The organism is Pseudomonas sp. BLCC-B112, assembly GCF_028550695.1.
GTDB classification, from domain to species: domain Bacteria; phylum Pseudomonadota; class Gammaproteobacteria; order Pseudomonadales; family Pseudomonadaceae; genus Aquipseudomonas; species Aquipseudomonas danubii.
Genome location: NZ_JAQQGK010000014.1, coordinates 40,135 through 64,126 on the forward strand (window position 1 = coordinate 40,135; position 23,992 = coordinate 64,126).

Annotated in this window: 22 protein-coding genes and 3 pseudogenes; 14 read left to right on the top strand and 11 right to left on the bottom strand. The window is 64.8% G+C overall.

Going from position 1 to position 23,992, the window contains the following annotated elements:
* The first annotated feature begins 207 nt into the window (after window positions 1-207).
* The 3 genes from PQT43_RS28410 (at window position 208) to PQT43_RS28420 (ending at window position 2,731) form a co-directional block, all read left to right on the top strand.
* Complete coding sequence (locus tag PQT43_RS28410; RefSeq protein WP_011060892.1) at window positions 208-612, top strand: TraR/DksA family transcriptional regulator; 405 nt, start codon at window positions 208-210, stop codon at window positions 610-612.
* A 162-nt stretch (window positions 613-774) separates the two neighbouring features.
* Window positions 775-2,397 carry a methyl-accepting chemotaxis protein gene (locus PQT43_RS28415; RefSeq protein ID WP_267269914.1) on the top strand — a complete coding sequence of 541 codons (1,623 nt, stop codon included), beginning with the start codon at window positions 775-777 and terminating at the stop codon, window positions 2,395-2,397.
* 115 nt (window positions 2,398-2,512) lie between these two features.
* Window positions 2,513-2,731: a hypothetical protein gene (locus PQT43_RS28420; RefSeq protein ID WP_110653627.1), complete on the top strand. Its 219-nt coding sequence runs from the start codon at window positions 2,513-2,515 to the stop codon at window positions 2,729-2,731.
* A 179-nt stretch (window positions 2,732-2,910) separates the two neighbouring features.
* Here PQT43_RS28420 and PQT43_RS28425 read toward each other — a convergent pair whose 3' ends face one another.
* Window positions 2,911-3,141, bottom strand: a complete 231-nt coding sequence (locus PQT43_RS28425; RefSeq protein WP_102864456.1) for a hypothetical protein — start codon at window positions 3,139-3,141, stop codon at window positions 2,911-2,913.
* Window positions 3,142-3,813: 672 nt separating this feature from the next.
* On the opposite strand from PQT43_RS28425, the gene PQT43_RS28430 reads away from it, so the two are divergent.
* The 3 genes from PQT43_RS28430 to PQT43_RS28440 all read left to right on the top strand — a co-directional run bounded on the left by PQT43_RS28430 (window position 3,814) and on the right by PQT43_RS28440 (window position 5,635).
* Complete coding sequence (locus PQT43_RS28430) at window positions 3,814-4,284, top strand: hypothetical protein (protein ID WP_102864457.1); 471 nt, start codon at window positions 3,814-3,816, stop codon at window positions 4,282-4,284.
* Window positions 4,284-4,487: a hypothetical protein gene (locus PQT43_RS28435; RefSeq protein ID WP_102864458.1), complete on the top strand. Its 204-nt coding sequence runs from the start codon at window positions 4,284-4,286 to the stop codon at window positions 4,485-4,487. Before PQT43_RS28430 ends, PQT43_RS28435 begins: the two co-directional genes overlap by 1 nt.
* 134 nt (window positions 4,488-4,621) lie before the next feature.
* Window positions 4,622-5,635 carry an ABC transporter substrate-binding protein gene (locus PQT43_RS28440; RefSeq protein WP_272755301.1) on the top strand — a complete coding sequence of 338 codons (1,014 nt, stop codon included), beginning with the start codon at window positions 4,622-4,624 and terminating at the stop codon, window positions 5,633-5,635.
* A gap of 36 nt (window positions 5,636-5,671) precedes the next feature.
* Here the strand turns inward: PQT43_RS28440 and PQT43_RS28445 are convergent, their stop codons facing one another.
* Both PQT43_RS28445 and PQT43_RS28450 read right to left on the bottom strand, forming a co-directional pair.
* Window positions 5,672-7,807, bottom strand: coding sequence for a TonB-dependent receptor (locus PQT43_RS28445; protein ID WP_272755302.1), 2,136 nt, complete (start codon window positions 7,805-7,807; stop codon window positions 5,672-5,674).
* Between the two features lie 87 nt (window positions 7,808-7,894).
* The gene (locus tag PQT43_RS28450; RefSeq protein ID WP_170003274.1) at window positions 7,895-8,281 is read right to left on the bottom strand and encodes a DUF2946 domain-containing protein; all 387 of its coding nucleotides are present in this window, start codon (window positions 8,279-8,281) and stop codon (window positions 7,895-7,897) included.
* Window positions 8,282-8,377: 96 nt separating this feature from the next.
* Between PQT43_RS28450 and PQT43_RS28455 the strand changes: the two genes are divergently transcribed.
* Window positions 8,378-8,815: a DUF3995 domain-containing protein gene (locus PQT43_RS28455; RefSeq protein WP_102864462.1), complete on the top strand. Its 438-nt coding sequence runs from the start codon at window positions 8,378-8,380 to the stop codon at window positions 8,813-8,815.
* A 130-nt stretch (window positions 8,816-8,945) separates the two neighbouring features.
* Here the strand turns inward: PQT43_RS28455 and PQT43_RS28460 are convergent, their stop codons facing one another.
* The 6 genes from PQT43_RS28460 to PQT43_RS28485 are packed head-to-tail and all read right to left on the bottom strand — an operon-like array spanning window position 8,946 to window position 15,018.
* Window positions 8,946-9,314, bottom strand: coding sequence for a Na+/H+ antiporter subunit G (locus PQT43_RS28460; protein WP_102864463.1), 369 nt, complete (start codon window positions 9,312-9,314; stop codon window positions 8,946-8,948).
* Window positions 9,311-9,589, bottom strand: a complete 279-nt coding sequence (locus PQT43_RS28465; protein ID WP_016962858.1) for a K+/H+ antiporter subunit F — start codon at window positions 9,587-9,589, stop codon at window positions 9,311-9,313. Before PQT43_RS28465 ends, PQT43_RS28460 begins: the two co-directional genes overlap by 4 nt.
* The gene (locus PQT43_RS28470; RefSeq protein WP_102864464.1) at window positions 9,586-10,074 is read right to left on the bottom strand and encodes a Na+/H+ antiporter subunit E; all 489 of its coding nucleotides are present in this window, start codon (window positions 10,072-10,074) and stop codon (window positions 9,586-9,588) included. Before PQT43_RS28470 ends, PQT43_RS28465 begins: the two co-directional genes overlap by 4 nt.
* The gene (locus PQT43_RS28475) at window positions 10,071-11,759 is read right to left on the bottom strand and encodes a monovalent cation/H+ antiporter subunit D (RefSeq protein ID WP_272755303.1); all 1,689 of its coding nucleotides are present in this window, start codon (window positions 11,757-11,759) and stop codon (window positions 10,071-10,073) included. Before PQT43_RS28475 ends, PQT43_RS28470 begins: the two co-directional genes overlap by 4 nt.
* Complete coding sequence (locus PQT43_RS28480) at window positions 11,756-12,100, bottom strand: Na+/H+ antiporter subunit C (protein WP_011060906.1); 345 nt, start codon at window positions 12,098-12,100, stop codon at window positions 11,756-11,758. Before PQT43_RS28480 ends, PQT43_RS28475 begins: the two co-directional genes overlap by 4 nt.
* Window positions 12,100-15,018, bottom strand: a complete 2,919-nt coding sequence (locus PQT43_RS28485; protein ID WP_272755306.1) for a monovalent cation/H+ antiporter subunit A — start codon at window positions 15,016-15,018, stop codon at window positions 12,100-12,102. The genes PQT43_RS28480 and PQT43_RS28485 overlap by 1 nt, the downstream gene beginning before the upstream one ends.
* A 205-nt stretch (window positions 15,019-15,223) precedes the next feature.
* On the opposite strand from PQT43_RS28485, the gene PQT43_RS28490 reads away from it, so the two are divergent.
* Window positions 15,224-15,583, top strand: coding sequence for a hypothetical protein (locus tag PQT43_RS28490; RefSeq protein ID WP_272755307.1), 360 nt, complete (start codon window positions 15,224-15,226; stop codon window positions 15,581-15,583).
* 56 nt (window positions 15,584-15,639) lie between these two features.
* On the opposite strand, the pseudogene PQT43_RS28495 reads toward PQT43_RS28490, so the two are convergent.
* Window positions 15,640-16,666, bottom strand: a pseudogene (locus PQT43_RS28495) (DMT family transporter).
* Between PQT43_RS28495 and PQT43_RS28500 the strand changes: the two are divergent.
* The 6 genes and pseudogenes from PQT43_RS28500 to PQT43_RS28525 all read left to right on the top strand — a co-directional run bounded on the left by PQT43_RS28500 (window position 16,661) and on the right by PQT43_RS28525 (window position 22,531).
* Window positions 16,661-17,224 (top strand): helix-turn-helix domain-containing protein, encoded by a 564-nt coding sequence (locus PQT43_RS28500; RefSeq protein WP_102879741.1) that lies wholly within the window; start codon window positions 16,661-16,663, stop codon window positions 17,222-17,224. The pseudogene PQT43_RS28495 and the gene PQT43_RS28500 sit on opposite strands and share 6 nt — an antisense overlap.
* A 201-nt stretch (window positions 17,225-17,425) precedes the next feature.
* Complete coding sequence (locus PQT43_RS28505) at window positions 17,426-18,628, top strand: SfnB family sulfur acquisition oxidoreductase (RefSeq protein ID WP_272755310.1); 1,203 nt, start codon at window positions 17,426-17,428, stop codon at window positions 18,626-18,628.
* A 12-nt stretch (window positions 18,629-18,640) separates the two neighbouring features.
* Window positions 18,641-19,105: an acyl-CoA dehydrogenase gene (locus tag PQT43_RS28510; protein WP_170003268.1), complete on the top strand. Its 465-nt coding sequence runs from the start codon at window positions 18,641-18,643 to the stop codon at window positions 19,103-19,105.
* A pseudogene (locus PQT43_RS28515) lies at window positions 19,105-20,502 on the top strand (LLM class flavin-dependent oxidoreductase). Before PQT43_RS28510 ends, PQT43_RS28515 begins: the two are co-directional and overlap by 1 nt.
* Before the next feature lie 324 nt (window positions 20,503-20,826).
* Window positions 20,827-21,081 (top strand): annotated as a pseudogene (locus PQT43_RS28520) (ABC transporter ATP-binding protein); the annotation flags it as partial.
* A 13-nt stretch (window positions 21,082-21,094) separates the two neighbouring features.
* Window positions 21,095-22,531 (top strand): FAD/NAD(P)-binding protein, encoded by a 1,437-nt coding sequence (locus PQT43_RS28525; protein WP_272755311.1) that lies wholly within the window; start codon window positions 21,095-21,097, stop codon window positions 22,529-22,531.
* 125 nt (window positions 22,532-22,656) lie between these two features.
* On the opposite strand, the gene PQT43_RS28530 is transcribed toward PQT43_RS28525, so the two are convergent.
* Complete coding sequence (locus PQT43_RS28530) at window positions 22,657-23,766, bottom strand: Gfo/Idh/MocA family protein (protein WP_253085730.1); 1,110 nt, start codon at window positions 23,764-23,766, stop codon at window positions 22,657-22,659.
* Window positions 23,767-23,992: the final 226 nt, after the last annotated feature.

Genomic DNA, 23,992 nt, shown 5'->3' on the forward strand with positions numbered 1-23,992 from the left:
CCCGCAATTGCGGGCTTTGTGCGGTTTGTCAGACAGATTCGCTGTCATTTCAGTTGCTGCGCCCTCAAACCGGCCTTAGACTGCCGCCCCTCGTAAATTGAGTGCCGGGTGGCGCTTGGAAGGTATGGCGCCTTTCTGATGACCTGACGGGTCAACCGGAAACAGTTTGAATTCGCCTTAATGCACGTATTTTTTATAGAGAAATCAATGACCAAGGAAAAGTTGCTGGCCATGCCGGCGGATGACTACATGAATGCCGAGCAGCACGCTTTTTTCAGCGACCTGTTGCAAGCCATGAAGGTGGAAACCCACGAGCGCATCGAACAGAACCGGATCGCCATTGAAAGCCTGGACACCCCGGCTGACCCGGCCGACGCCGCTTCCGTCGAAGAAGAGCGCACCTGGTTGGTCAACGCCATTGATCGTGACCAGCGCATGCTGCCGCAATTGGAGCAGGCCCTGGGCCGGATCAGTGACGACAGCTTCGGCTGGTGCGATGACAGCGGCGAGCCGATCGGCCTCAAGCGCCTGCTGATCAGCCCGACCACCAAGTACTGCATCGAAGCCCAAGAGCGCCACGAGCAGATCGACAAGCATCAGCGTCAAGCCTGATCGCCAGCCCCCGCCACAGCGGGGGCTTTGTTTTTTCGGGTACGACTCCATACCCGCTCATTCCCTTGATCTACTGCAAACCCCCGACTAAGGGACCATGGATAATGGCCTTCTAGTGGCGTCTAATGCCGAAAATAATTAGAACGATGTGGGGTGCTAAACATGTCAAGAGAAGGATCTCTAGCGGTGCCGATCGCGCAACCGCTGGCAGCAACACCCGCCGTCCGTTGGTGGGCGCCGACTTTGCAGAGCGCGGCCTTAATGGGCTTGCTGGGTGGCCAGGCACTGGGTGACTGGCCGCTGTACCTGTGCCTGCCCCTGGCGGTGCTGGTGGTCTGGCTGCCTCGGCTGAGAAGCCGCAAGGTGCCCGAGGCGCCGGCGACAACGGCCGACAGCGAGCTGTCCTCGCTGACCCGCGACCTGTCCTACAGCACCACCCATAACGCCCTGTCTGCCGCTGGCGTGGCCTATTCGGTGACGCAACTGGCGGGCAAGCTGCAATCCCAGCTGGATGCCGCGGCGCGCATCGTCGGCAACGCCGAAGTGATGATCAAGACCGAACAGGCCACCTCGCAACTCAGCCGACAGGCCCTGGAGGCGGCTAGTGAGGCCCACGCCAGCAGCGCCGAAGGGCGCACGGTGCTCGGGGAGTCCATCAGTCGCATGCACTCCCTGAGCGAGCGGGCCAGTGGCAGCCGCGAGCTGATCGAGGCCTTGAGCCAGCGCAGTGAAGAGATCCAGCGGGTGACCCTGGTGATCCAGTCCATCGCCAGCCAGACCAACCTGCTGGCCCTGAATGCCGCTATCGAGGCCGCCCGGGCCGGGGAGCACGGACGGGGTTTTGCCGTGGTCGCCGACGAGGTGCGCGGGCTGGCCGGGCGCACCGCTACGGCCACCGATGAGGTCGGGGTGATGGTGGCCGATATCCAGCAACGCACCAGCGATGTGGTGGAGCAGATCCGTCAACTGTCCGACGACCTGAACCTGGGGGTGGAGCAGGTGGAACACACCGGTCGGCACCTGGACAACATCGCCCGTCTGGCAGCAGGGGTGGAAGGCCAGGTCAGCGAGATCGCCCGGGGCGCCGAGACCAACCGCGAACAGTTGGACAGCCTGTTCCATGCCGTGGAGCAGATGCGCAGCGACCTGGCGGTCAGCGATCAGCAGACCCGCAGCCTGGCTCAGGCGGCGGTGCAGATGGAAGGGCAGGCGGAAACCATCAGTGAGCGTCTGGCGGCTGTGGGGCTGGATGACTACCACCAGCGCATCTATGACCTGGCCCGTGAAGGCGCCCGGCGTATCGCCGAGCAGTTCGAGACCGACCTGGCGCAGAACCGCATCAGCCTCGACGACCTGTTCGACCGCCATTACCAGTTGATCGCCAACACCGATCCGGCCAGGTACCAGACCCGTTTCGACCGCTACACCGATCAGGTGCTGCCGCCGATCCAGGAATCCCTGCTGCCGCGCCACGACGGCCTGGTGTTCGCCATCGCCTGTACCCAGGAGGGTTATGTACCGACCCACAACCTGGCCTTCTCCCAGCCGTTGACCGGCGATCCCGTGGCGGACAACCTGCATAACCGCAGCAAGCGCAAGTTCGCCGATCGCACCGGCATTCGTTGTGGCAGTCACCAGCAACCGCTGTTGCTGCAAACCTATACCCGCGATACCGGCGAACTGATGCACGACTTGTCGGTGCCGATCTGGGTCCAGGGACGGCATTGGGGCGGGTTGCGCCTGGGCTACAAGCCCGAGCAGGCGCCGCCCCAGCGCAAGGGCTGAGAACATTGTTACCAGGGGCGTAAGACTGCTGTGCAGGATGTGACTGTTTCAGACGCCGGGAACTGACTAGTATGCTCACATCGTTAGGGAGCTAACTAATTCCTGGAGGTTCTCCATGCACAGCAAAGTTGATGTAGCCGTGATGATCGGCAGTGGTGTTCCCCCCATGCTGCGGGACCTGGGACGCAAGGCGTGCTGGGTGGTGCTGGTCAATGGCGAACAACGTGGCACTGCCTTTGCCAGCCGCGTCGAGGCCGAGGAGTGCCGGCAGGCCTGGCAGGCGAAACTGGCGCAGTACCGGCCTGGGCGCCATGCATTCCAGCATTCGGCTTGATGCTTGGGCGGCAGATAGAGGCTTGATCGGTTGGGGCGGATGTCTGGATTCAGGCTGTTGCAGGCAAGGCCCGAAGGCGAGTCGCTGGTGTTAAGTTAATCATCATGATGCTCTTAAACGGATCTCGCCTGGGTCACGGGGGCGCCGCTGGGTTCCCGGGCGGCGCGCTGTGGCAGGTATCAGGCGTTCAGGGCGCCCTGGTCAATGGCCAGCTTGAGGGCCTTGGCGGATTCCCTGGCCGCCGCTGCAGCTTCTTCGGAGGTCTTGAACCAGCGGTCGCGTTCCACCTGGTGGAAGGTGATCTGGGTCAGTGGAGGTTTGGCGCGCATGGCAATCACGGCCTGGAATTCGCCTTCGACTTCTCTGCACTCGCCACGAATGAAAAACTCGCCAATATCTAGTTCGGTCACTTCTAGCCTTCCCTTGGAGATGAGTGAGTGCTTGAGCGCCCGTACCGCGAGCGCTCAACCAGCGAGGGAGTATGGCAGTTGTTGCGTTGCGACGGGCTGAGTTATGTCATTGCGGTTTTAGGTAGAGATTGTTCTGAGGCACTAAAGTGAACTTTCTTACGCTTCAATCCGCCAATCCAGATCACTGCACCAGAGTGTTACTGGTTAGAATGCCGGGCCTTGTGTGACGACTGCGGGCAACATACCCGCTGATGAGCAACATTAGTCTTTGTACTAATGAATGGCCGTGCAGTCATGAATCGCTCGCTTTAAATGGTCGAAATGCACAAAGTTGCTCTAGAATTGCTTCTGCAACCCGAAGTGGCTGCCGATCCGGGGATTCAATCTCAGGGTATATCCGGCTTTCCGGCCTGTTTCAGTACCCGCCCCAGATAGCTCGCCGCCACACTTTTCGGGGTGTCAGAGCCTACTCCTACAGCCTTTGACCTGTGCCTGATGCTTCGGCGAAATGCCCGCTGCTCAGCGCCGGCGTTAACGCCGTGGCCTGGAGTACCCGCTGCATTTGAGTGTTTTTTTGGGGTAACTGATTGGGGTGATCACGCCGTCATGGCGGTTTTTTGTGCTGTCCGTTTTTCCTCGGACGGCACCCTTTTGAGTATCGGGGAGTGTTCCTTGGCAGTAAGTAATCTTGAAATGCATGCGTTGTTCGTTTTGGGTGATTTGCGCGCAAAGCTGGTCAAGCAGTTCCAATCTCGTTTTGTCTACATCACCGAACAGTCCGCCGAAGGCATCTACATCGCCGAGATCGATACCGAGAGCGCGTTGGTGGTGGACGACAAGCCTCGGCTGGAGCTCAAGGTGGGCGATCATTTTCGCGCTGCTGTACTGCCCAGCCGGGAAGGCGGCAAGCTGGAGATCCGCTTTCGCGAGATCAAGCTGACGGTATACGGCCTGGGCGACTATGCCTTTGTCAGCAGTCCCCTGGGGCAGGGGATCGTGTTCAAGGAAGGTCACTCGGTGGTGATGGTGTTTGCCGCCAACGAGCAATTGCAGGAAGGCTTGAGCAAGACGCTCAAGGCGGTCAGCGCCAAGGCGGCCAAATTCCGCAAGGGCGAACTGGTGAGTTTCAAGGCCAGCGAGTAATGAGCCAGAGCCGCGCCGAGTTTCACCAGCAGCACCAGCAGGCCGCGTGTGACGAAGCTCAACGCCTGTTCGCCGAGAAGGCGCGCTTGCAGGGCGCCTGGCTGAACTGGGTGGCCGGCCAGCTGTACCACCTGCGCCCGGCGGCATACGCCAGCATGGTGCGCCGCGAGTTGCAGCGGCTGCAGGAGCCGGCGGACCCTTGATGGTCGATCCGGGCCGCGCCCCCGGTTGAAAATATGGAACCTCTACTACAGTCAGTTGACTGAATGCTTCAGGGGCCTGGCAGCTTTGCGTGGCGTGTCCCTTTGGTCCTGGTCCTGATCCGAGAGGTGCACCCATGAAAGGAATTCGAGCGCTGCTGGCCAGCAGCCTGTTGGCCCTTGCCGCCTTGAACGCGCCACCGGTGGCGGCGGCTTCCGCGCCAATTCACTTCGCCGACCTGAACTGGGAGAGCGGCAGCCTGATCACCGAGATCCTGCGGATCGTGGTCGAGAAGGGTTATGGCCTGCCCACCGATACACTGCCTGGCACCACCATCACCCTGGAAACCGCCCTGGCCAACAACGATATCCAGGTGATTGGCGAAGAGTGGGCGGGGCGCAGCCCGGTGTGGGTCAAGGCCGAGGCCGAAGGCAAGGTGCTGGCCCTGGGGGACACGGTCAAGGGCGCTACCGAAGGCTGGTGGGTGCCGGAGTACGTGATCAAGGGTGATCCCGCCAAGGGCATCGCGGCCCTGGCGCCGGAGTTGCGCAGCGTCACCGACCTGGCGCGCTACAAGGAGGTGTTCAAGGACCCGGAGAGTCCGACCAAGGGACGTTTCCTCAACAGCCCGATTGGCTGGACCTCGGAGATCGTCAACCAGCAGAAGCTCAAAGCCTATGGCCTGGAGGACAGCTACGTGAACTTCCGCAGTGGCTCCGGCGCAGCCCTGGATGCGGAGATCAGCTCGGCGATCCGTCGGGGCAAACCGATCCTGTTCTACTACTGGTCACCGACTCCGCTGCTGGGGCGCTTCAAACTGGTCCAGCTGCAAGAGCCGCCCTTTGATGCCGAGGCCTGGAAGACCCTGACCGACGCCAGCAACCCTAACCCGCGTCCCAGCCGTTCCCTGGCCTCGAAACTGTCCATCGGCGTGTCTGCGCCATTCCACAAGCAGTACCCGCAGTTGGTGAGCTTCTTCAGCCAGGTCGAGCTGCCCATCGAACCCCTCAACCAGGCCCTGGCGCAGATGAGCGAAAACCACAGCACGCCCCGTGACGCGGCCCGGGCCTTCCTCAAGCAGCATCCTGATCTCTGGCGCAACTGGGTGCCCCAGGACGTCGCCGCCAAAGTCGCCGCCGCCCTGTTGTAGGAGCCGGCTTGCCGGCGAAGAGCCCCCCAAGGCGGGTCAGAAGCGGGTCTGCACCGCCAGTTCGAAGGTGCGCGGGGTGCCCAGGTAGTAAGCCGGGGAGACATGGGCGAACTTGCCGTAGACCTCGTTGGTCAGGTTGCGTACCCGGCCGGTGACGGTGGTGTGGCTGTCGACCTGGTAGCGCAGGAAGCTGCCGTACAGGGTGTAGGCCGGCAGCGTCAGGGTGTTGGCGTTGTCGGCGTACACCGAGGCCACGTAGCGGGCATCGACGCCGGTCTGCCAGCTTGGGGCCAGGTCGTAGGTCAGCCACAGGTTGGCCACCCGCTCGGGGACGTTGGTCGGGGTGTTGCCCTTGCGCGAGACCACCGCGCCGCTGGCCACCTTCTCATTGAACGCGTCATATTCGGCGTCGACCCAGGCGAAGTTGGCTTCCGCCAGCAGCTTGGGGGTGACCCGCAGGGAACTGGCCAGCTCGATGCCCCTGGAGGTCTGTTGGCCCACGGGAATGCTGTTGGCCGGGTCCAGGGGATCGGTGACGGCAAAGTCCTTGCGTTCGATGCGGTAGGCCGCCAGGGTCGCCGAGCCGCGTCCGTCCAGGTAGTCGAACTTGCTGCCCACTTCCCATTGCTTGCCGGTGGACACCTCGAAGTTCTGGGTGCCGCTGGGCTGTTCGGCGGCCGTGCTGTATTGCACGTAGACGTTGGCGCTGGGCAGGAACTGCCAGGTCAGCCCCAGGCGCCCGGTGACCGGCTCCCAGCTGCGCTTGAGATGCCGCGGGTTGCTGGCGGTGATCACGCGGTGGTTGGTCACGTCCAGGTCGATGGCGTCATAGCGCAGGCCGCTGAGCAGGGACAGCTCGTCGGTCAGGGCCAGGCGGTTCTCGACGAACAGGGCGCGGGTGGTGACCTGGTTGGTCTTGTCCTTGACCCAGCTCTGGCGGGTGCCCTTCAGGTCGTAGAAGTACCCCGGCTGGAAGTTGCCGGGGTCCACGCTGTTGTTGGCCGGCACGTTCCACGGTGAGTTGGTGGTGCTGTTGACCTTGTACTCAAAACCCCCGGACCAGGTGGTGTCGAGGCCGAACAGTTGATCATCATGGCGCAGTTCGAACTGGTTGCCGTCCTGCTGGCCCTGGTGCCGCACCAGATAGGCGGTGGAGCGGTTCACCCGGCTGTTGTCGGGGCTGTACTGGTAGGTCTCCAGGTTGCGGTAGTCGCGCTGGCTGTCCAGGTGATAGAGGGTGTTGCGCAGGCTGGTGCTGGGGTTGATCCGGTAGTCGATGATCGAGCGCAGCCACACTGTGCGCTGTTCATACAGGCCGTCGGCGACGTTGTAGTTGTTGAAGCGGTGGTGCTTGTCGATCTTCAGCTCGCCGGCCTTGGGGTTGCGCACCGGGGTGCCCCAGTAGGGGCTGTCTTCGTGCTCGTCCTGGTATTCCACCGCCAGGGTGTGGGACAGGTCAGGGGTCAAGTCGCTGAGCAGCGAGAACGCCAGGCTCCAGGCATCGCGCTCCTGGCGGTCGATGTAGCCGTTGCTGGTGTTGTGGCTGACGTCGAAGCGCGCGTAGTGCTGCACCTCGGCACCCGCCGGGCTCAGGGCGTGATTGACCCCGAAAGCGGTTTGCGTGGTGTCGTAGCTGCCGTAGCTGAGCAGGCCCTCGGCCGCCTGTTCGCGGCGGTCCGCCAGCTTGGTCACGTAGTTCAGCGAGCCGCCCACGGAGCCGGCGCCATTGATCAGCGACGAGGGGCCGCCCACCAGTTCCACCCGGTCATAGATCCAGGCGTCCACCGGCCGTGCCAGGCCGGTGGCGACGTTGATGCCGTTGAACATCTGGGTGATCTGGCTGCTGGTGAAGCCGCGGTAGGAGATGAAGCCGCCGAACCCCGGTGGTGCACTGGCATTGACCCCGGGCAGGGCGTTGGCGGCGTCCTGGAAGGTCTGGGCACCCCGTCGCTCGATGTCCTGGCGGCTGGCTATCGCCACCGAGGCCGGGGTTTCCCGCAGGCTCAGGCCCAAACGCGAGGCCATGCCGCTGGACTGCTCCAGGGACAGGCCGAGTTCAACGTCTGCCTCTTCGGCGTTAACGGTGGTAGGGGCCAGCTCCAGGCCGGATTTGCCCCAGGCGTTGACGGACAGGCAGGCCAGCAGGCTCGCCAGTAAAGGAAGGTGTTTCATGCATGCATCCTGAATTCTTGACTAGGAAAAGGCCCACGAAAGCGCGCCGCGCAGCAGCGCAGTGGGCGGGTCGAGCACGAGCAAGAATCAGGCGTAGGGCGGTGCCCGAGGATGGGCGGCAGGCCAGGTGAAACGGGCCGGGAGGTGGGTCTGAAGCTGGCGCGCCAGCGGCGGCGCCTGGGGTTGGGGCAACAGCGCCAGGGTGACGCTGGAGTTCAGTGCCGGGCCCATGCCGCCGGTGGAGCACAGCGGGCAACCGAAGGCCTTGGACAGGGTGGGCAGGGAGTCCTGGTCAGCCGGCTGTTGCAGGGGGGCTTGGGTGTTGGGATCGATGCTGCAGAACTGCCCGCCGATGCCGTTGAGCTGCATGCCGAGCATCTGCCCGTGGCCGATGCTGCAGGCAAACACGTTGAACAGGACGCAGCAATAAAGCATCCAGGCAACGAGCGAGCGATCGGAACGGGTCAATTTCATGGGGCGGCACTTTATCATCGAAGGCGACGAACGTACTTACAAAAACCAGCAATCGGGTCCATTCTCTTTACGACTTTTTTACAAGGACGTCTGAACATGAATCTTCTGCTCGCTCAGGGGATGTCCGGCACTTTTCTGTTCATCAGCCTGATCCATCTGTACTGGGCCGCCGGTGGCAAGCGCGGCAGCGACGCGGTGATCCCCCAAGTGCCGGGACCGGTTCCCGGGCAGAGCCAACCGGCCTTTCACCCTCCGGCCCTGGCCACCTTGCTGGTGGCGGTGGGGCTGTTGCTGGTGGCGATGCTGGTTTGCCTGCGGGTTGGGCTCTACCTTCCGACCGTGACCCATCCGTCCCTGCAATGGGTGATCAGCGCCATTGCCTTGCTGATGTTCGCCCGGGCTATTGGCGATTCCGAGCTGGTTGGCTTCTTCAAGCAAGTGCGCGACTCGAAGTTCGCCCGTCTCGACACCCTGTTCTATTCCCCGCTGTGCGTGGTACTGGGTGCCGGATTGCTGGTGCTGGCCTGGGCCTGAAGGGCAAGCCCGCCCACTGTGGGCGCTGGCTGGTGTAGGAGCTGGCTTGCCAGCGAAGGCGCCAGCCGATTCGCTGCAAGGCTCAAAGGCCTCTTGGCCGGCAAGCCGGCTCCTGCATGGGGTGGTGTGCTCAGTTGCCGCTTTCGTTGCGTTTGCTGCTGACCTCTGCCGGCACATCGTCACCGGCCATGCGCTTGCGGAACAACGCCGCGCGGGCCAGCAGCAGGGTGGTGACCGGCACCGTGATCGACAGCAGGATCGGAATCAGCCAGGCATGCAGCACCGGCCCGGACTTGAGCGCTGAAAAATACAGGATCGAGGCCAGGGCCACGGTCCAGGAGCCCATGGTTGAGGCCAGGGCCGGCGGGTGCATGCGCTGGAAGTAGCTCTTCATGCGCAGGATGCCCAAGGCACCGATCAAGGCGAAGACGCTGCTGATCACCAGCAGCACGGCCACCAGGACCTCCACCCAGAGGGGCAGTTGTTCCAGGCTGTTCATTCGATCACCTCGCCGCGCAGAAGGAATTTGGCCAGGGCGAAGGAGCCGACAAAGCCGAACAGGGCAATCAGCAGCGCCGCCTCGAAGTAGGTGTCACTGGCGTAGCGGATGCCCAGCACCAGCATCATCAGCATCGCCAGGATGTACAGGTAGTCCAGGGCCAGGACCCGGTCCTGGGCCGAGGGGCCCTTGAACAGGCGCACCAGGGTCAGGACCATGGCCAGGGAAAACAGGAACAGGCTCAGCAGGATCGCGTTGGTCAACAGCACGCTCATTCGAAAATCTCCATCAGCGGGCGCTCGTAGGTCGCCTTGAAGTGCTGGATGAATTGCCCTTCGTCCTGCAGATCGAAGACGTGCAGCAAGAGGATGCTGCGGTCCAGGGACAGCTCGGACCAGACCGTGCCCGGCACCACCGTGGTGATGGTGGACAGCGCCGCCAGGCCATTGGCGTCGCGCAGGTCCAGGGGGATCTTGACGAAGGCCGAGCGCACCGGCCGGCGCCCGTTGTTGAGCACGCCCCAGGCCACGATCAGGTTGGAGACCAGCACATCGCAGCCTACCCGCAGCAACAGCCGCAGGATGGTGCCGGGGCGGCGGATGCGGATCGGCAGCGGCCGCAGCGGGCGCATCAGCAGCGGTGCGAGAAAGCCCAGGATGGCCCCCAGCAGCAGATTGCCGGGGCTGATGGACAGGTTCAGCACCAGCCACAGCAGCCACAGCGCCAGGGACAGGAAGGGGGCAGGGAACAGACGCTTCATGGTTGCACCTCCGTCGCCTGGGTGGCCTTGGACTCAGGGCTGAGCACGGTGCGGGTGCCCAGTACCGCCATCACATAGTGCTCCGGATGATTGAGGCTGTCGGCGGTGGACTGGGTGAAGCGCAGCAGCGGCTCGGCCTTGAAACTGAGCAGCACGCAGAGCCCCAGCAACGCCACGATCGGCACGCATTCCAGACGCCGCAACACCGGTGAAGGTCGCTCCTCCGGGCTCCAGAAACGCTGGATGCCCAGGCGCGCAAAGGCGATCAGCGAGGCCAGGCCGGAGAGGATCAGCAGCACCAGGAAAATCCAGCCCGCCAGCGGGATCGGCGTGTCGCTGCTGGTTCCCAGGCCCGTCGGGTTGAGCAGGGCGGCGATCAGGTTGAGCTTGCCGATAAAGCCCGACAGCGGCGGCATGCCGATGATCAGCAGGGCGCAGGCAATGAAGCTCAGGCCGAGAAAGGCCATGGTCCAGGGAATCACCTGGCCGACCACCACTTGCTGTTCGTCGTCGAGGTTGCTGCCCCGGGGCGGGGGAAGGGTTTCCATGGGCCGCGGAAGGATTTCGCCTTCGTCTTCCAGGGGCACTTCCACCGCCGAGCGCGAGCGCTCGATCAACTCCGCCAGCAGGAACAGCGCGCACAGCGCCAGGGTCGAGCTGAACAGGTAGAACAGCGCCGCGCCGGTGAGCGCCGGCTGGGCGAAGCCGATCACCGCGATCAGGATGCCCGCCGACACCAGGATGCTCAGGCTGGCCATGCGCTCCAGGCGCTGGGCCGGAAGAATCGCCAGGGCGGCGCAGAAAATCGTCGCCAGGCCGCCGTAGATCAGCCACTGGTTGCCGAAGTAGGCCGAGGCCCCGGCCTGCCCGGAGAACAGCAGGGTCCACAGGCGCAGCACGGTGTAGATCCCGACCTTGGTCATGATCGCGAACAGCGCCGCCACCGGGGCGCTGGCCGAGGAATAGGCCGGCACCAGCCAGAAGTTCAGTGGCCACATCCCGGCCTTGGCCAGGAAGGCGATGGCCAGGATCGCCGTGCCGGCATGCAGCAGGCCGCGATCGGCTTCCGGCACCAGGGGGATCTTCATCGCCAGGTCGGCCATGTTCAGGGTCCCGGTGACCCCGTAGATCATTGCCGTGCCGATCAGGAACAGCGACGAAGCCAGCAGGTTGATGGTGATGTAGTGCAGCCCCGACGACACCCGCGCCCGTCCAGAGCCGTGCAGCATCAGGCCGTAGGAGGCCGCCAGCAGCACCTCGAAGAACACGAACAGGTTGAACAGGTCTGCGGTGAGGAAGGCGCCGTAGAGGCCCATCAGCTGGATCTGGAACAGCGCATGGAAGCTGGCCCCGGCGCCGTCCCAGCGGGCCATGGCGAACAGCAGCGCGCTGACCCCGATGATCCCGGTGAGCACCATCATCAGTGCCGACAGGCGATCCACCACCAGCACGATGCCGAAGGGCACCTGCCAGTTGCTCGGCAGGTACACGCCGAAGGAGCCGGTGGCGCCCTGGACCTGGGTCCAGTACAGCAGGTACGCCGCCAGGGCCAGCCCCAGCAGGCTGGAGAACAGGTTGATCCGCGCCTTGAGCGGGCGGTGTTTCTCCCCCAGCAGCAACATGATGGCCGCCGTCAGCAGCGGCAGGAGGATGGGGGCGACGATCAGGTGGGACAACGAACTCATTCCTTGGGCTCCCGGCCGTCGACGTGGTCAGTGCCGGTCAGGCCCCGGGACGCCAGGAGCACCACCAGAAACAGCGCGGTCATGGCGAAGCTGATGACGATGGCGGTGAGCACCAGGGCCTGGGGCAACGGGTCGGTGTAGTGCAGCAGGTCCTGGGGCACGCCGTCCTTGACGATGGGTTCCTTGCCGATGAACAGGCTGCCCATGCTGAAGATGAACAGGTTGACCGCGTAGGACAGCAGGCACAGGCCCATCACCACCTGGAAGGTCCGCGGGCGCAGGACCAGCCAGACTCCGGAAGCGGCGAGGACCCCAATGGCGATTGCGATGACTTCTTCCATCAGGCGGCTCCGCTCTTGATCAGGGATTTGGACTGGCTGGCCGGCTTATGGGCCCGCACCGACTGGTGCGCCAGGGCGGTGAGGATCAGCAGGGTCGCGCCCAGCACCACCGCGTACACGCCGATGTCGAAGAACAGGGCGCTGGCGATATGGATATCACCGAACAGCGGCAGGTCCACATGCACCGTGTGGGTGGTGAGGAACGGGTAGCCCCAGGCCAGGGCGCCGAGGCCGGTGGCCAGGGCGAACAGCAAGCCGGTGCCCATCCAGCGCAGCGGCCGCAGGCTCATCTGGGCCTCGACCCACTGGGTGCCGGCCACCATGTACTGGAGGATGAAGGCCACCGACATCACCAGCCCGGCGACGAAACCGCCGCCCGGCAGGTTGTGCCCGCGCATGAACAGGTAGAAGGACACCACCAGGGCAATCGGCAACAGCAGGCGCACCAGCACCGCTGGCACCATCATGAAGCCCAGGGCGGTGTCGCTGGCCTGGCGCGGGTTGACCAGGTCGGTGACCACGTCCGGGGCCAGCAGGCGCTGTTGCGCCGGCAATTGCATGCTTTCCTTGGGCGGGCGGAAGCGTCGCAGCAGGGCGAACACGGTCAGGGCCACGGCTGCCAGCACGGTGATTTCGCCCAGGGTGTCGAAGCTGCGGAAGTCCACCAGGGTCACGTTGACCACGTTGGTGCCGCCGCCTTCAGGCAAGGCACGGCTGAGGTAGAACGAGGAAATATCGTTGGGAGTGGGGCGGGTCAGCATGGCGTAGGACAGCACGGCCATGCCCAGGCCGACGGCGATCGACAGGCTCAGGTCGCGCAGGCGGCGGATGCGCGCCTTGGGCACGCTGCTGGGCAGCGGCGAGACATCCTCGATCCGCCGTGGCAGCCAGCGCAGGCCGAGGAGGATCAGCACCGTGGTCACCACCTCCACCACCAGCTGGGTCAGGGCCAGGTCCGGCGCCGAGAACCAGACGAAGGTCACGCAGGTCATCAGCCCGCAGACGCTGACCATGGTCAGGGCCGCCAGCCGGTGGTACTTGGCCTGCCAGGCGGCGCCCAGGGCGCAGGCGATGGCCAGCAGCCAGAAGGTCACGAAGACGATGGAGCCGGGGATCTTCGGCCGGTCGCCCCAGGTCAGCTGGCTGTAGAGCATGGGAATCAGGCCGGTGATCACCGCCGCCAGAATCAGCAGAAACAGCTGGGTCTGCAGGCGCTTGGTGCTCAGCCGCCGCTCCAGGCGCCGGGCCAGGCGGGTCATGCCCACCAGGCTGCGCTCGAACAGCAGCTTGCCGTTGAGTCGGCCCACTCCCGGCGGGTAGGCGAAACGCCCCGCCACCAGCGGTTTGTGCAGCAACAGGTAAAGCACGATGCCGCAGGACATGGCGATCAGGCTCATGATCATCGGCGCATTGAGGCCGTGCCAGATGGCCAGGCTGTATTCGGGCAGGGTGCCGCCCACCACCGGCCGTGCGGCGGCGGCCAGCAGTGGACCAATGATCTGCGCCGGGAAGATCCCCACCAGCAGGCAGGTGAACACCAGCAGTTCAACCGGGGCACGCATCCAGCGTGGCGGCTCGTGGGGCGTGTGTGGCAGGTCGGTGGCCGGTTCGCCGAGGAACACATCCACGGTAAAGCGCAGGGCGTAGGCAACGCTGAAGGTCCCGGCGATGGTGGCGATCACCGGCAGGGCGATTTCCACCCAGGCGCTGGAATTGATGAACACCGTCTCGGCGAAGAACATTTCCTTGGACAGGAAGCCGTTGAGCAGCGGCACCCCGGCCATCGAGGCACTGGCGACCATGGCCAGGGTCGCGGTGTAGGGCATCAGCTTGATCAGGCCATTGAGCTTGCGGATGTCGCGGCTGCCGCTCTCGTGGTCGATGATCCCGGCGGCCATGAACAGCGACGCCTTGAAGGTGGCGTGGTTGAGAATGTGGAACACCGCCGCCACCGCCGCCAGGGGGCTATTCAGGCCCAGCAGCAGGGTGATCAGGCCCAGGTGGCTGATAGTGGAGTAGGCCAGCAGGCCCTTGAGGTCGTTCTGGAACATCGCGCAGTAAGCGCCCAGCACCAGGGTGCAGGCCCCGGCGCCGCTGACGATGTAGAACCATTCTTGCGTACCGGACAGCGACGGCCACAGGCGGGCCAGGAGAAACACCCCGGCCTTGACCATGGTCGCCGAGTGCAGGTAGGCCGAGACCGGCGTCGGCGCGGCCATGGCGTGGGGGAGCCAGAAGTGGAAGGGGAACTGCGCGCTCTTGCTCAGGGCGCCCAGCAGGATCAATGGCAACAGGATCGGGTAGAGCGCATGGGCGCGGATCTTGTCTCCGGCAGCTAGCACCTGATCCAGGTCGTAGCTGCCGACCACATGGCCGAGCAGCATGACCCCCGCCAGCAGGCACAAGCCCCCGGCGCCGGTGACCATCAGCGCCATGTAGGCGCCACGGCGGGCGTCGGAGCGGTGATGCCAATAGCCGATCAGCAAGAAGGAGAAGAGGCTGGTGAGCTCCCAGAAGAACACCATCTGGATCAGGTTGCCGGAAATCACCAGGCCCAGCATGACCCCCATGAACGCCAGGAAGAAGGCGAAGAAGCGCGGCACCGGGTCTTGCGGCGACATGTAGTAACGCGCGTAGAGCGCCACCAGACTGCCGATACCCAGCACCAGCAATGAGAACAGCCAGGCGAAGCCGTCCAGGCGCAGCACGAAGTTCAGGCCCAGGCTCGGCAGCCAGGTATATTCCTCGCGGATAATCCCGCCATCGGCGATCTGCGGGTACAGCAAAGCCACCTGGACGGTGCCAATGAGTGCCACCAGGCCGGCCAGCAGGGATTCGGTGTTACGTGCGTTGTGCGGCAGCACGGCCGCCAGACAGCTGCCTATGAATGGCAGAAGCAGTAGAACTATCAGGGACATAGGCTTCTAATCTGCGGAAAAGTATGACGCATAATACGTGCCAGGCCCTGGATCACCAACCGCCATGCGCGGCCCGGCCCCCCAAAGAAATGTTACATACGCTTTCAAAGGTAGGAGACAAATGCCTGATGCGCCCGTTCACCGGGCGCTGCAGGGCCAAGGTCCTGCCCAGGTCAAATCGCCACAAGGATCGACAAGGGTGCACATGATTAAAGGATCGGCCATGGGCCGGCTGTTTCGACGGGGCTGTTTCGCCTTGCTGTTCACTGCCTTCGGCGCCGGGTTGGGGGTGGGTGTGGAGCATTATTTCGACCGACCCGACATGCTCAAGACCCGCCAGGCGCTGATCATCGAAGGCCCGATGGGGGATGATCGGACCTACCAGCTGCCAGCGGGCACGGTGCTCTACTTCGACCGCGCCTTTGCCGAGGGGCATGTGCTCTACCACGCCTATTTCTACTATCACGGCGAGCCCGAGGGTGACCGGGTGCTGCTGGAGCCCAAGCACAAGGGGGCGTTGACCGTCCCTACCTGGCTCTACGCCCCCGGCGACCCCGCGCTCTAGGCGCTGGCTTGCCAGCGAAGAGGCCCGTCAGACCGCCTTCGCCGGCAAGCCGGCTCCTACAGGCCGTCCGCTGCCTGCCCGGTCAATGGCGCTTGATCAGCATCCGCGGCCCGGCCCTTGGGTTTCCATTCGCTGATGATCACCGCCAGCACGATCAGGGCTCCCCCCAGCAGCGCCAGTGCGGGCAGGCGTTCCCCGGCGATCCGCCCGACAATCCCGGCCCACACCGGCTCACCGGCATAGATCAGGGTGGCGCGGGTCGGCGAGACGCTTTTCTGCGCCCAGTTCATCGCCACCTGGATCGCCGCACTGGCTGCCCCCAGGCCCAGGGCACTGGCCAGCAGCAGCCAGGAAAACCCCGGCAACGCTTCCCCGGTCGGTAGCACCATGGCAAAGGCCAGCAGTGAGGTGACCGCCAGTTGCACCACCGTGACCCGGCGCACATCCACCTGCCCGGCGAAGCTGCTGATCAGAATGATTTCGGCGGCAATGGCCACTGTGCTGATCAGGGTGGCGATCTCCCCGGGGCTGAAATCCAGCGAGGCGCCATTGGGGCCGGACAGCAGCATCAACCCGGTAAACGCCAGCATGATGCCGATGCTTGGCAGCAGTCCCGGACGCTTGCCCATGAACAGCCATTGCAGCAGGGGAACGAAAGGTACATAGAGGGCCGTGATAAACGCCGATTGGCTGCTGGGAATGCTTTGCAGGCCCACCGTCTGCAAGCCGTAGCCGAGCATGATGGCGGTGCCGATAAAGGTCCCGGCACGCAGCTCGAACAGGGTCAGCCCGCGCAGGTGGCGCAGTGAAAACAGGGCGACGATGCACGCCGCCGCGGCAAAGCGCAGGCCGACGAAGAACATCGGACCGCTGACGCTCATGGCCTTCTGCACCAGCAGGAAGGTGCCGCCCCAGATCATGGTGATCAGCACCAGCACCGCTTCGGCCCTGCTGAGTGGGAAGCGCATTGCGCGGGAGGGCGTTGAAGTCATGGCCTTGCGTGCTACCTGAGGGGGGACGCACAATGCGCCGGAAGCTGGGCAGTATACTGCGCAGGCCCGGAGAGCGAGCAATATAGTGCACAAAGATAACGTCCAACGGGCTTCGGTCCTGCAACATGTCAGCCTCAACGTGCGACGCCTGCGCCATGCCGCAGGCTTGAGCCAGAGCGCCCTGGCGGAAAAATCCGACGTCAGTCGGCGGATGCTGGTGGCCATCGAGGCCGGGGAGAAGAACGTCAGCCTCGGCACCCTGGACCGAGTGGCCGAGGCCTTGAACGTGGCTTTCAGCGACCTGATCCAGGCCCCGGATGCCCGAGACCCGAGCCGTATCAACGAGCTGGCCTGGGCCGGCGTCATCCCCGGGAGCAAGGCGCTGCTCCTGGCCAAGGCCGAGGCCAGCCGTGAAGTGGAACTCTGGGAGTGGCAGCTCGAGCCTGGCGAGGTCTATCACTCGGAGTGCGACACCGTCGGCTGGAGCGAGCAGATCTATGTCGTCGAGGGCTGCCTGACGCTGTTCTTCGGCGACGCCGAGCGGCGCCTGGAAAGCGGCGACTTCTTCATGTTCGCCAGTCATGTGCCTCACGGCTATCGCAATGACGGCGCCCAGGCCACGCGCTTCGTGCGCAACGTGGTGTACTGATTGCCCAGGCGTGCCGGCCACTGTTGGCCAGTCAACAGCGGTTGAACATTCTGCCTGTTTTCAGTTGATGCCTTTTCTCCGAAGTAATCTTCAAGCTGTTGAAATAAAAGGATTTTATATTTAGGCACGACTCCTGCAATTGTCCTGATAGCGAGCACCCGAGCGGTGTTTATCTTGATCTTCAGGACGTGGAGTCGGCCCATGACAGCCCCAGCCCAACCCTCACCCAGTGCCCACCTCATCCGCAGCGATGCCGAGGCCATCAGCGTGGCCCAGGCCCTGGCCCAGCGCTTTGCCGTGGAGGCCGCGGTACGCGACCGCGAACGGCGCCTGCCGGTGGCGGAACTCGACGAGTTCTCTGCCAGCGGCCTGTGGGGCATCACCGTTCCCCAGGCTTACGGCGGCGCCGGGGTGTCCTACGTGACCCTGGCCGAGGTGATCAAGCTCATCTCCGCCGCCGATCCCTCCCTGGGCCAGTTGCCACAGAACCACCTCGGCGTGGTGGACATTCTGTTGCAGACCGCCAGCGAAGAGCAGAAGCAGCACTACTTCGCCAAGGTGTTGCAGGGCTACTGCTTTGGCAACGCGTTTTCCGAGGCCGGCAGCAAGCACGTCGGTGCCTTTGAAACCCAGATCCGCTTTACCGGCGAGCAGGCGCAGGTCGACGGCGAGAAGTTCTACTGCACCGGCGCCTTGTTTGCCCACATCGTGCCGACGGTGGCGGTGGATGAGCACAATCAGGCGCACATCGCCTTTATCGAGCGCGACAACCCCGGCCTCACGGTGATCGACAGCTGGGACGGCTTCGGCCAACGCACCACCGCCAGTGGCGGGGTCAGCCTCAAGGCCGTGCAAGTGCCGCGCAGCGCGGTGATCCCGGCCCACCGGGCCTTCGACCAACCCACCGCCGACGGCCCGATCTCGCAGATCATCCAGGCCGCTGTGGACACCGGCATCGCCGTCGCCGCCCTGGAAGACGCCAAGCATTACGCCCGGCAGTCCCGGCCGTGGATCGACAGTGGCCTGGATCACGGCTGGCAGGACCCTTTTACCCAGGCCGCCATCGGTGACCTGGAATGGCGGGTGCACGGCACCGAGGCGATCCTGGTCAAGGCCGCCGAGGCGGTTGATCAGGCCCTGGCCAGCCCCAGCGAAGACAGCGTCGCCCAGGCCTCGCTGGTGGTGGCCCAGGCCAAAGTGCTGTCGGCGGAAAGCGCCTTGCTCGCCGCCAGCAAGCTGTTCGAGCTGGCCGGCACCCGCTCGGTGTCGGCCAAGTACAACCTCGACCGCCACTGGCGCAACGCTCGCACCCACACCCTGCACGACCCGGCCCGCTGGAAATACCACCTGATCGGCAACTTCCTGCTCAACGGCGTCAAGCCACCCCGTCACGCCTGGAACTGAAAGGACACCGCCATGAACGCATTGACCCAACCCGACAGCCCCCAGGCCGCCCTGGCCGCGATCGGCGAGCAACTGCAAAGGGCCCGCGACCTGTTGCAGCGGACCCTGGAGTTCGTTCGCGACCAGGCCCGGCCCTGGTCCGGCAGCGGCCTGAGCAAGGCCAGCGACGACCCGTATGTGATCAGCCGCTTTGGCGATCTGCAGATCCGCATCGAGGTGGCCGCCGCCCTGCAGGAGCGGGCCCAGTACCGGCTGCAAGAGGGCAAGGACCCGGCCGAGATCGCCATCGCCCTGGCCGAGGCGGCGATTGCCGCCGCCGAAGCCCTGGCGGCGGCCGGCAACGCCGAATTCGAACTCACCGGCCAGCGCACCCCGCAGCCACAGGCCCTGCAAGACCCGCTGCGCTGGAAGTATCAACTGATCGGCAACTACCGCCTCAATGGCGTGCTGCCCCAAGGTTTCAGGAGTGCTGTGTGATGTCCCGTGAAATCCGCCTCAATGCCTTCGACATGAACTGTGTCGGTCACCAGTCACCGGGGCTCTGGGCCCATCCTCGGGACCGTTCCTGGCAGTACAAGGACCTGGAGTACTGGACCGATCTGGCGCGCATCCTTGAGAAGGGCAAGTTCGACGGGCTGTTCATTGCCGATGTGCTGGGCATCTACGACGTCTACAACGGCAATGGCGAGGCGGCGATCCGCCAGGCGGCCCAGGTGCCGGTGAACGACCCGCTGCAATTGATTCCGCCCATGGCCCTGGTCACCGAGCATCTGGGCTTCGGCCTCACCGCCTCGCTGTCGTTCGAGCATCCGTACCCCTTTGCCCGGCGCCTTTCGACCCTGGATCACCTGACGAAGGGCCGTGCCGGCTGGAACATCGTCACCTCCTACCTGGAGAGCGGGGCGAAGAACATCGGTCAGCAGGCCCAGACCGAACACGATGCGCGCTACGACTACGCCGAGGAATACCTGGAGGTCTGCTACAAGCTCTGGGAAGGCAGTTGGGAGGAGGGTGCGGTGCTGCGTGACCGTGAGCGGCGGATCTTCAGCGACCCAAGCAAGATCCACGAGATCCGCCACGCAGGCAAACACTTCCAGGTGCCGGGGATTCACCTGTGCGAGCCGTCACCGCAACGCACTCCGGTGCTGTACCAGGCCGGGGCGTCCAGCCGCGGCAAGCAGTTCGCCGCCGAACAGGCCGAATGCGTGTTCGTTGCCGCGCCGTCCAAGGTGCTGCTGAAAAAGACCGTGGCCGACATCCGCCGCCGCGCGGCCGAAGCCGGGCGCGACCCGTCGAAGATCCTGATCTTCAACCTGCAGACGGTGATCCTCGGCGAGACCGATGCCCTGGCCAAGGCCAAGTTCGAGGAATAGAAGTCCTGGGTCAGCTACGAAGGCGCCATGGCGCTGATTTCCGGCTGGACCGGCATCGACTTCAGCCGCTTCAAGCCCGACGAGCCCCTCAAACACGTGCACACCAACGCCATCCAGTCTGCGGTGGAAGCCTTCTCCACCGCAGACCCGAACAAGGTCTGGACGCCCCACGAGCTGGCGGACTGGGTCGGCATCGGCGGCTTTGGCCCACTGTTCGTCGGCAGCCCGGAAACCGTGGCCGACCTGCTCCAGGAGTGGGTGGAAGAGACCGATGTCGACGGCTTCAACCTGGCCTACGCCCTGACTCATGAAACCTTTATCGATGCCGTGGAGTTGCTGGTGCCCGAGTTGCAGAAACGCGGGGTCTACAAGACCGAATACGCACCGGGCACCCTGCGAGAGAAGCTCTTTGGCGCCGGCCCGCGGCTGCCGGTGAACCACCCCGGCAGCGCCTGGCGCGACCTCGCAACCCGGCTTCAGCCGCAACGCGCCAGCGCCTGACCCCGCGCCTCTCGTAGGAGCTGGCTTGCCGGCAAAGAGGCCCGCAAGACCTGCGCCCGATTTGCCGGCGCCTTCGCCGGCAAGCCGGCTTCTGCACAGACGCCGCCGACCTGCATGTAGGGGCTGGCTTGCCAGCGAACAGACCTGCAATCACTGCCCCGATTGGCCCCGGGCTGGCCCCCGTCACTGCTGTCGTTCGCTGCCCCGGCTGCGGGGGGCGCCTGAAGTTCATCTGGCAGCCGCCCCAGGCCACAACTCAACCTACAACTGCGGCCTGGGTCGCCGAATTCAAACGGAACAGCGCATGACGCCAACCGCGCCCATCCTACTTTGGTACTGCTGGATGAACCTTCCATGGGCTTGGCGCCTATCATCGTCCAGGAGATTTTTCAGATCGTTGCCCAGCTTAATCGCGAGGCGGTAGTGAGCTTTCTGATCGCCGAGCAAAGCATTAACCTGGCGCTCAAATACGCTCCCCATGCCTGCCTGCTGGACACCGGCCGAGTGGCCCTGTCCGGCACCGCCGAGCAACTGCTGGCCCGGGGCGATCTGCAGGACTTCTACCTGGGCAAACACTGAGCGTGAGTATTCCATGAGCCAAAACCACTGCGGACAGGCAACCCCAGCCACCCGTGATGCTGAAATTCTGATTGTCGGCGGCGGCCTCAGTGGCGCCTTGCTGGCAGCGCAGTTGCTGCGCCTGCCGGGGCGGCGGCGGATGCTAGTGATCGAGCCCCGCAGCGAGCTGGGTCGCGGCGAGGCCTACAGCGCTGTCGAGCCGGGGCACACCCTGAACGGCAACGCGGCACGGATGAGCGTCGATCCGGACAATGCCGATGACCTGACCCACTGGCTGACCCAGCATATTGCCGGCGGTGGCTGGCCCGAATCGGGCCGCCAGTCGGTGCCGGTCAGCGAGCTGTTTCCACCTCGGGGGCTGTTTGGCGTCTATGTGCAGCAACGCCTGGCCGAGGCGCTGCAGCTGGGCCTGGAACAGGGCTCCAGCCTGAGCCATGTGCGCGGCGAAGCGGTGGACCTGGAAACCGACAGTGACGGTGTCTGCCTGACGCTGGCGGACGGCCGCCAGCTGCGCGGTGGTGTGGCGGTACTGGCCACCGGCATGTTCCCGGCGGCGCGCACACCGCAAACCCGGTCCAGCGGCCTCAATGCCGCAGCCCTGGACCCTTGGGACGTGGCTGCCATGGCCCGCCTCGACCCGCAGGCGACGGTGCTGATCATCGGCTCCGGGCTGACCATGGTGGACGCCGTGGTGTCCCTGGAGCAGGCCGGGCATCGCGGGCCGATCAAGGTGTTTTCCCGGCACGGCCTGCTGCCCCATGTGCGCCGCCAGCCGCCGGCCTGGGTGGACTTTCTCGCCGCCGACCTCAAGCTGCGCAGCCCGCGACAACTGCTGCGGGAGGTGCGGCGCCAGTGCCGCGAGGCCCAGGCTCAAGGCATCGACTGGCAAGCGCCGCTGGACACGGTGCGGGTGCATATCGGCCGGTTGTGGAGCCAAGCCAGCGAGGCGCAGAAGCGCCAATTCGTGCGGCATGTGCGGCCCTGGTGGGAGAGCCACCACCATCGCTCGCCGCCCTTGAGCGCCGAGCGGGTGGCGCGCCTGCACGCCGAGGGCCGCTTGCGCATTCATGCCGCGGCCTACCAGGGACTGGAACCTTCGGTGGAGGGTCGCCTGACGATCCGCCTGCGTTATCGCGGCACCGAGCACAGCGAGCGCCTGGAGGGGGACGCACTGATCAACTCCAGCGGCATTGAATACGACTGGCGCCGGGTCGCCCGGCCTTTACCGCAGCAACTGCTGGCCCGTGGTCTGGTCATCCCCGGGCCGTTGGCCCTGGGCATCAGCGCCACGGCAGAGGGTGCCGTGCACAACGCCCGTGGCCAGGCATCCGAGCGCCTGTTCGCCATGGGCCCGCCGTTGCGCGGCCTGTGGTGGGAAAGCACCGCCGTCACCGACGTCGCCCTGCAGGCCAAGGCCCTCGCCGCGCGCCTGGCGGCATTGCCCTTGTAGCCGCTGCCGCAGGCTGCGAACGGCCCGCTAGGGCCGCGGCGTTCTTGAGGTTGCTGCGGGTTCGGCAGGCGATCGTCAGGCAAGGTCCTGCGGACCTTTGCGCAGCTTCGCGGGCTCAGCAGCGGCTACAGGAGGGTGACCCAGCGCTGTTCCTGGGCGGCAGCGCGGATCGCTGCGGCCAGGCGCTCTATTTCCCAGGCCTCGGCGAAATCCGTGCCGTCCCGACCCTGGCCGCACAGGGCCATGATCAGTTCATGCACTTCCAGGGTCTTGAGTTCGTTGTAGCCCAGTTGATGCCCGGGGGCCGGGCTGAAGGCGGCGTAGCCGGGCAGGTCCGGTCCGGCCAGCAGGTGCTGGAAGCCTCTCTGCCCGACCCGGTACAGGCGCAGTTCGTTGAGCCGTTCCTGGTCGAAGGCGAGGGTGCCCAGGGTGCCGCTGATCTCGAAGCTCAGGTGGTTTTTGTAGCCATGCTTGATCCAGCTGCTGCTCAACGTGCCCCGCGCACCATTGGCGAAACGCAACAAGGCGTGGGCCTGATCGTCCACGGCAATATGGCGCCGTTCCTGGCTGCCGGCGTGGGTCGGTCGTTGCAGATGCACCGTCTGCACATCGGCGCACACCGCCTGCACCGGCCCCATGAGAAAGCGCGCCATGGCCAGCAGGTGGCTGCCCAGGTCGGCCAGGGCGCCGCCGGCGTGCTGCGGGTCGCAACGCCAGGACCAGGGTGAATCCGGGTCGGCCATGAAGTCCTCGCTGAACTCGCCCTGGAAACTCACCAACTGCCCCAGCTCGCCCTGGCCGATCAACTGCCGGGCCAGGGCGATCATCGGGTTGTGCTGATAGTTGTAACCGACCCGGGTCACCAGCCCGGCAGCTTGGGCGGCGTGGTGCATCTGCCGGGCCTCTTCGACGCTGATGGCCAGGGGTTTTTCACAGTACACCGCCTTGCCCGCCGCCAGGGCCGCCATGGCCATGGGGAAGTGCAGATGGTTGGGGGTGGTGATGGCCACCAGATTGACCCGGGGATCGGCGATCAAGCCTTGCCAGTCGCTATGGGCCCGGGCGAAGCCCCAGGCCCCGGCACAGTGCTCGGCGCGCTGCGCATCGGCATCGGCCAGGGCCGCCAGGTGCAGGCGCACCGGCAGTTCGAACACTGCGCTGACACTGCGAAACGCCAGGGCGTGGGCCCGGCCCATGAAGCCGGTACCGATCAAGCCAATGCCAAGTTCATCCATAGCCGCACCTGCAGAATTATTGTTTTAGGAAGGGCTAGTTATGGAATAAAAATTCTCTAATTGCAATTGCTGGAATTAAAATTTCGACTGGCGCTGTAGGAGCCGGCTTGCCGGCGACAGGGCCCCTGTGGCTTGCGCTGGGTTCAAGGTCCTGTTCGCTGGCAAGCCCGCTGCCAAGGGAAATGAAAAAGGCAGCCCGGAGGCTGCCTTTTCGGTGGTGCAAGCG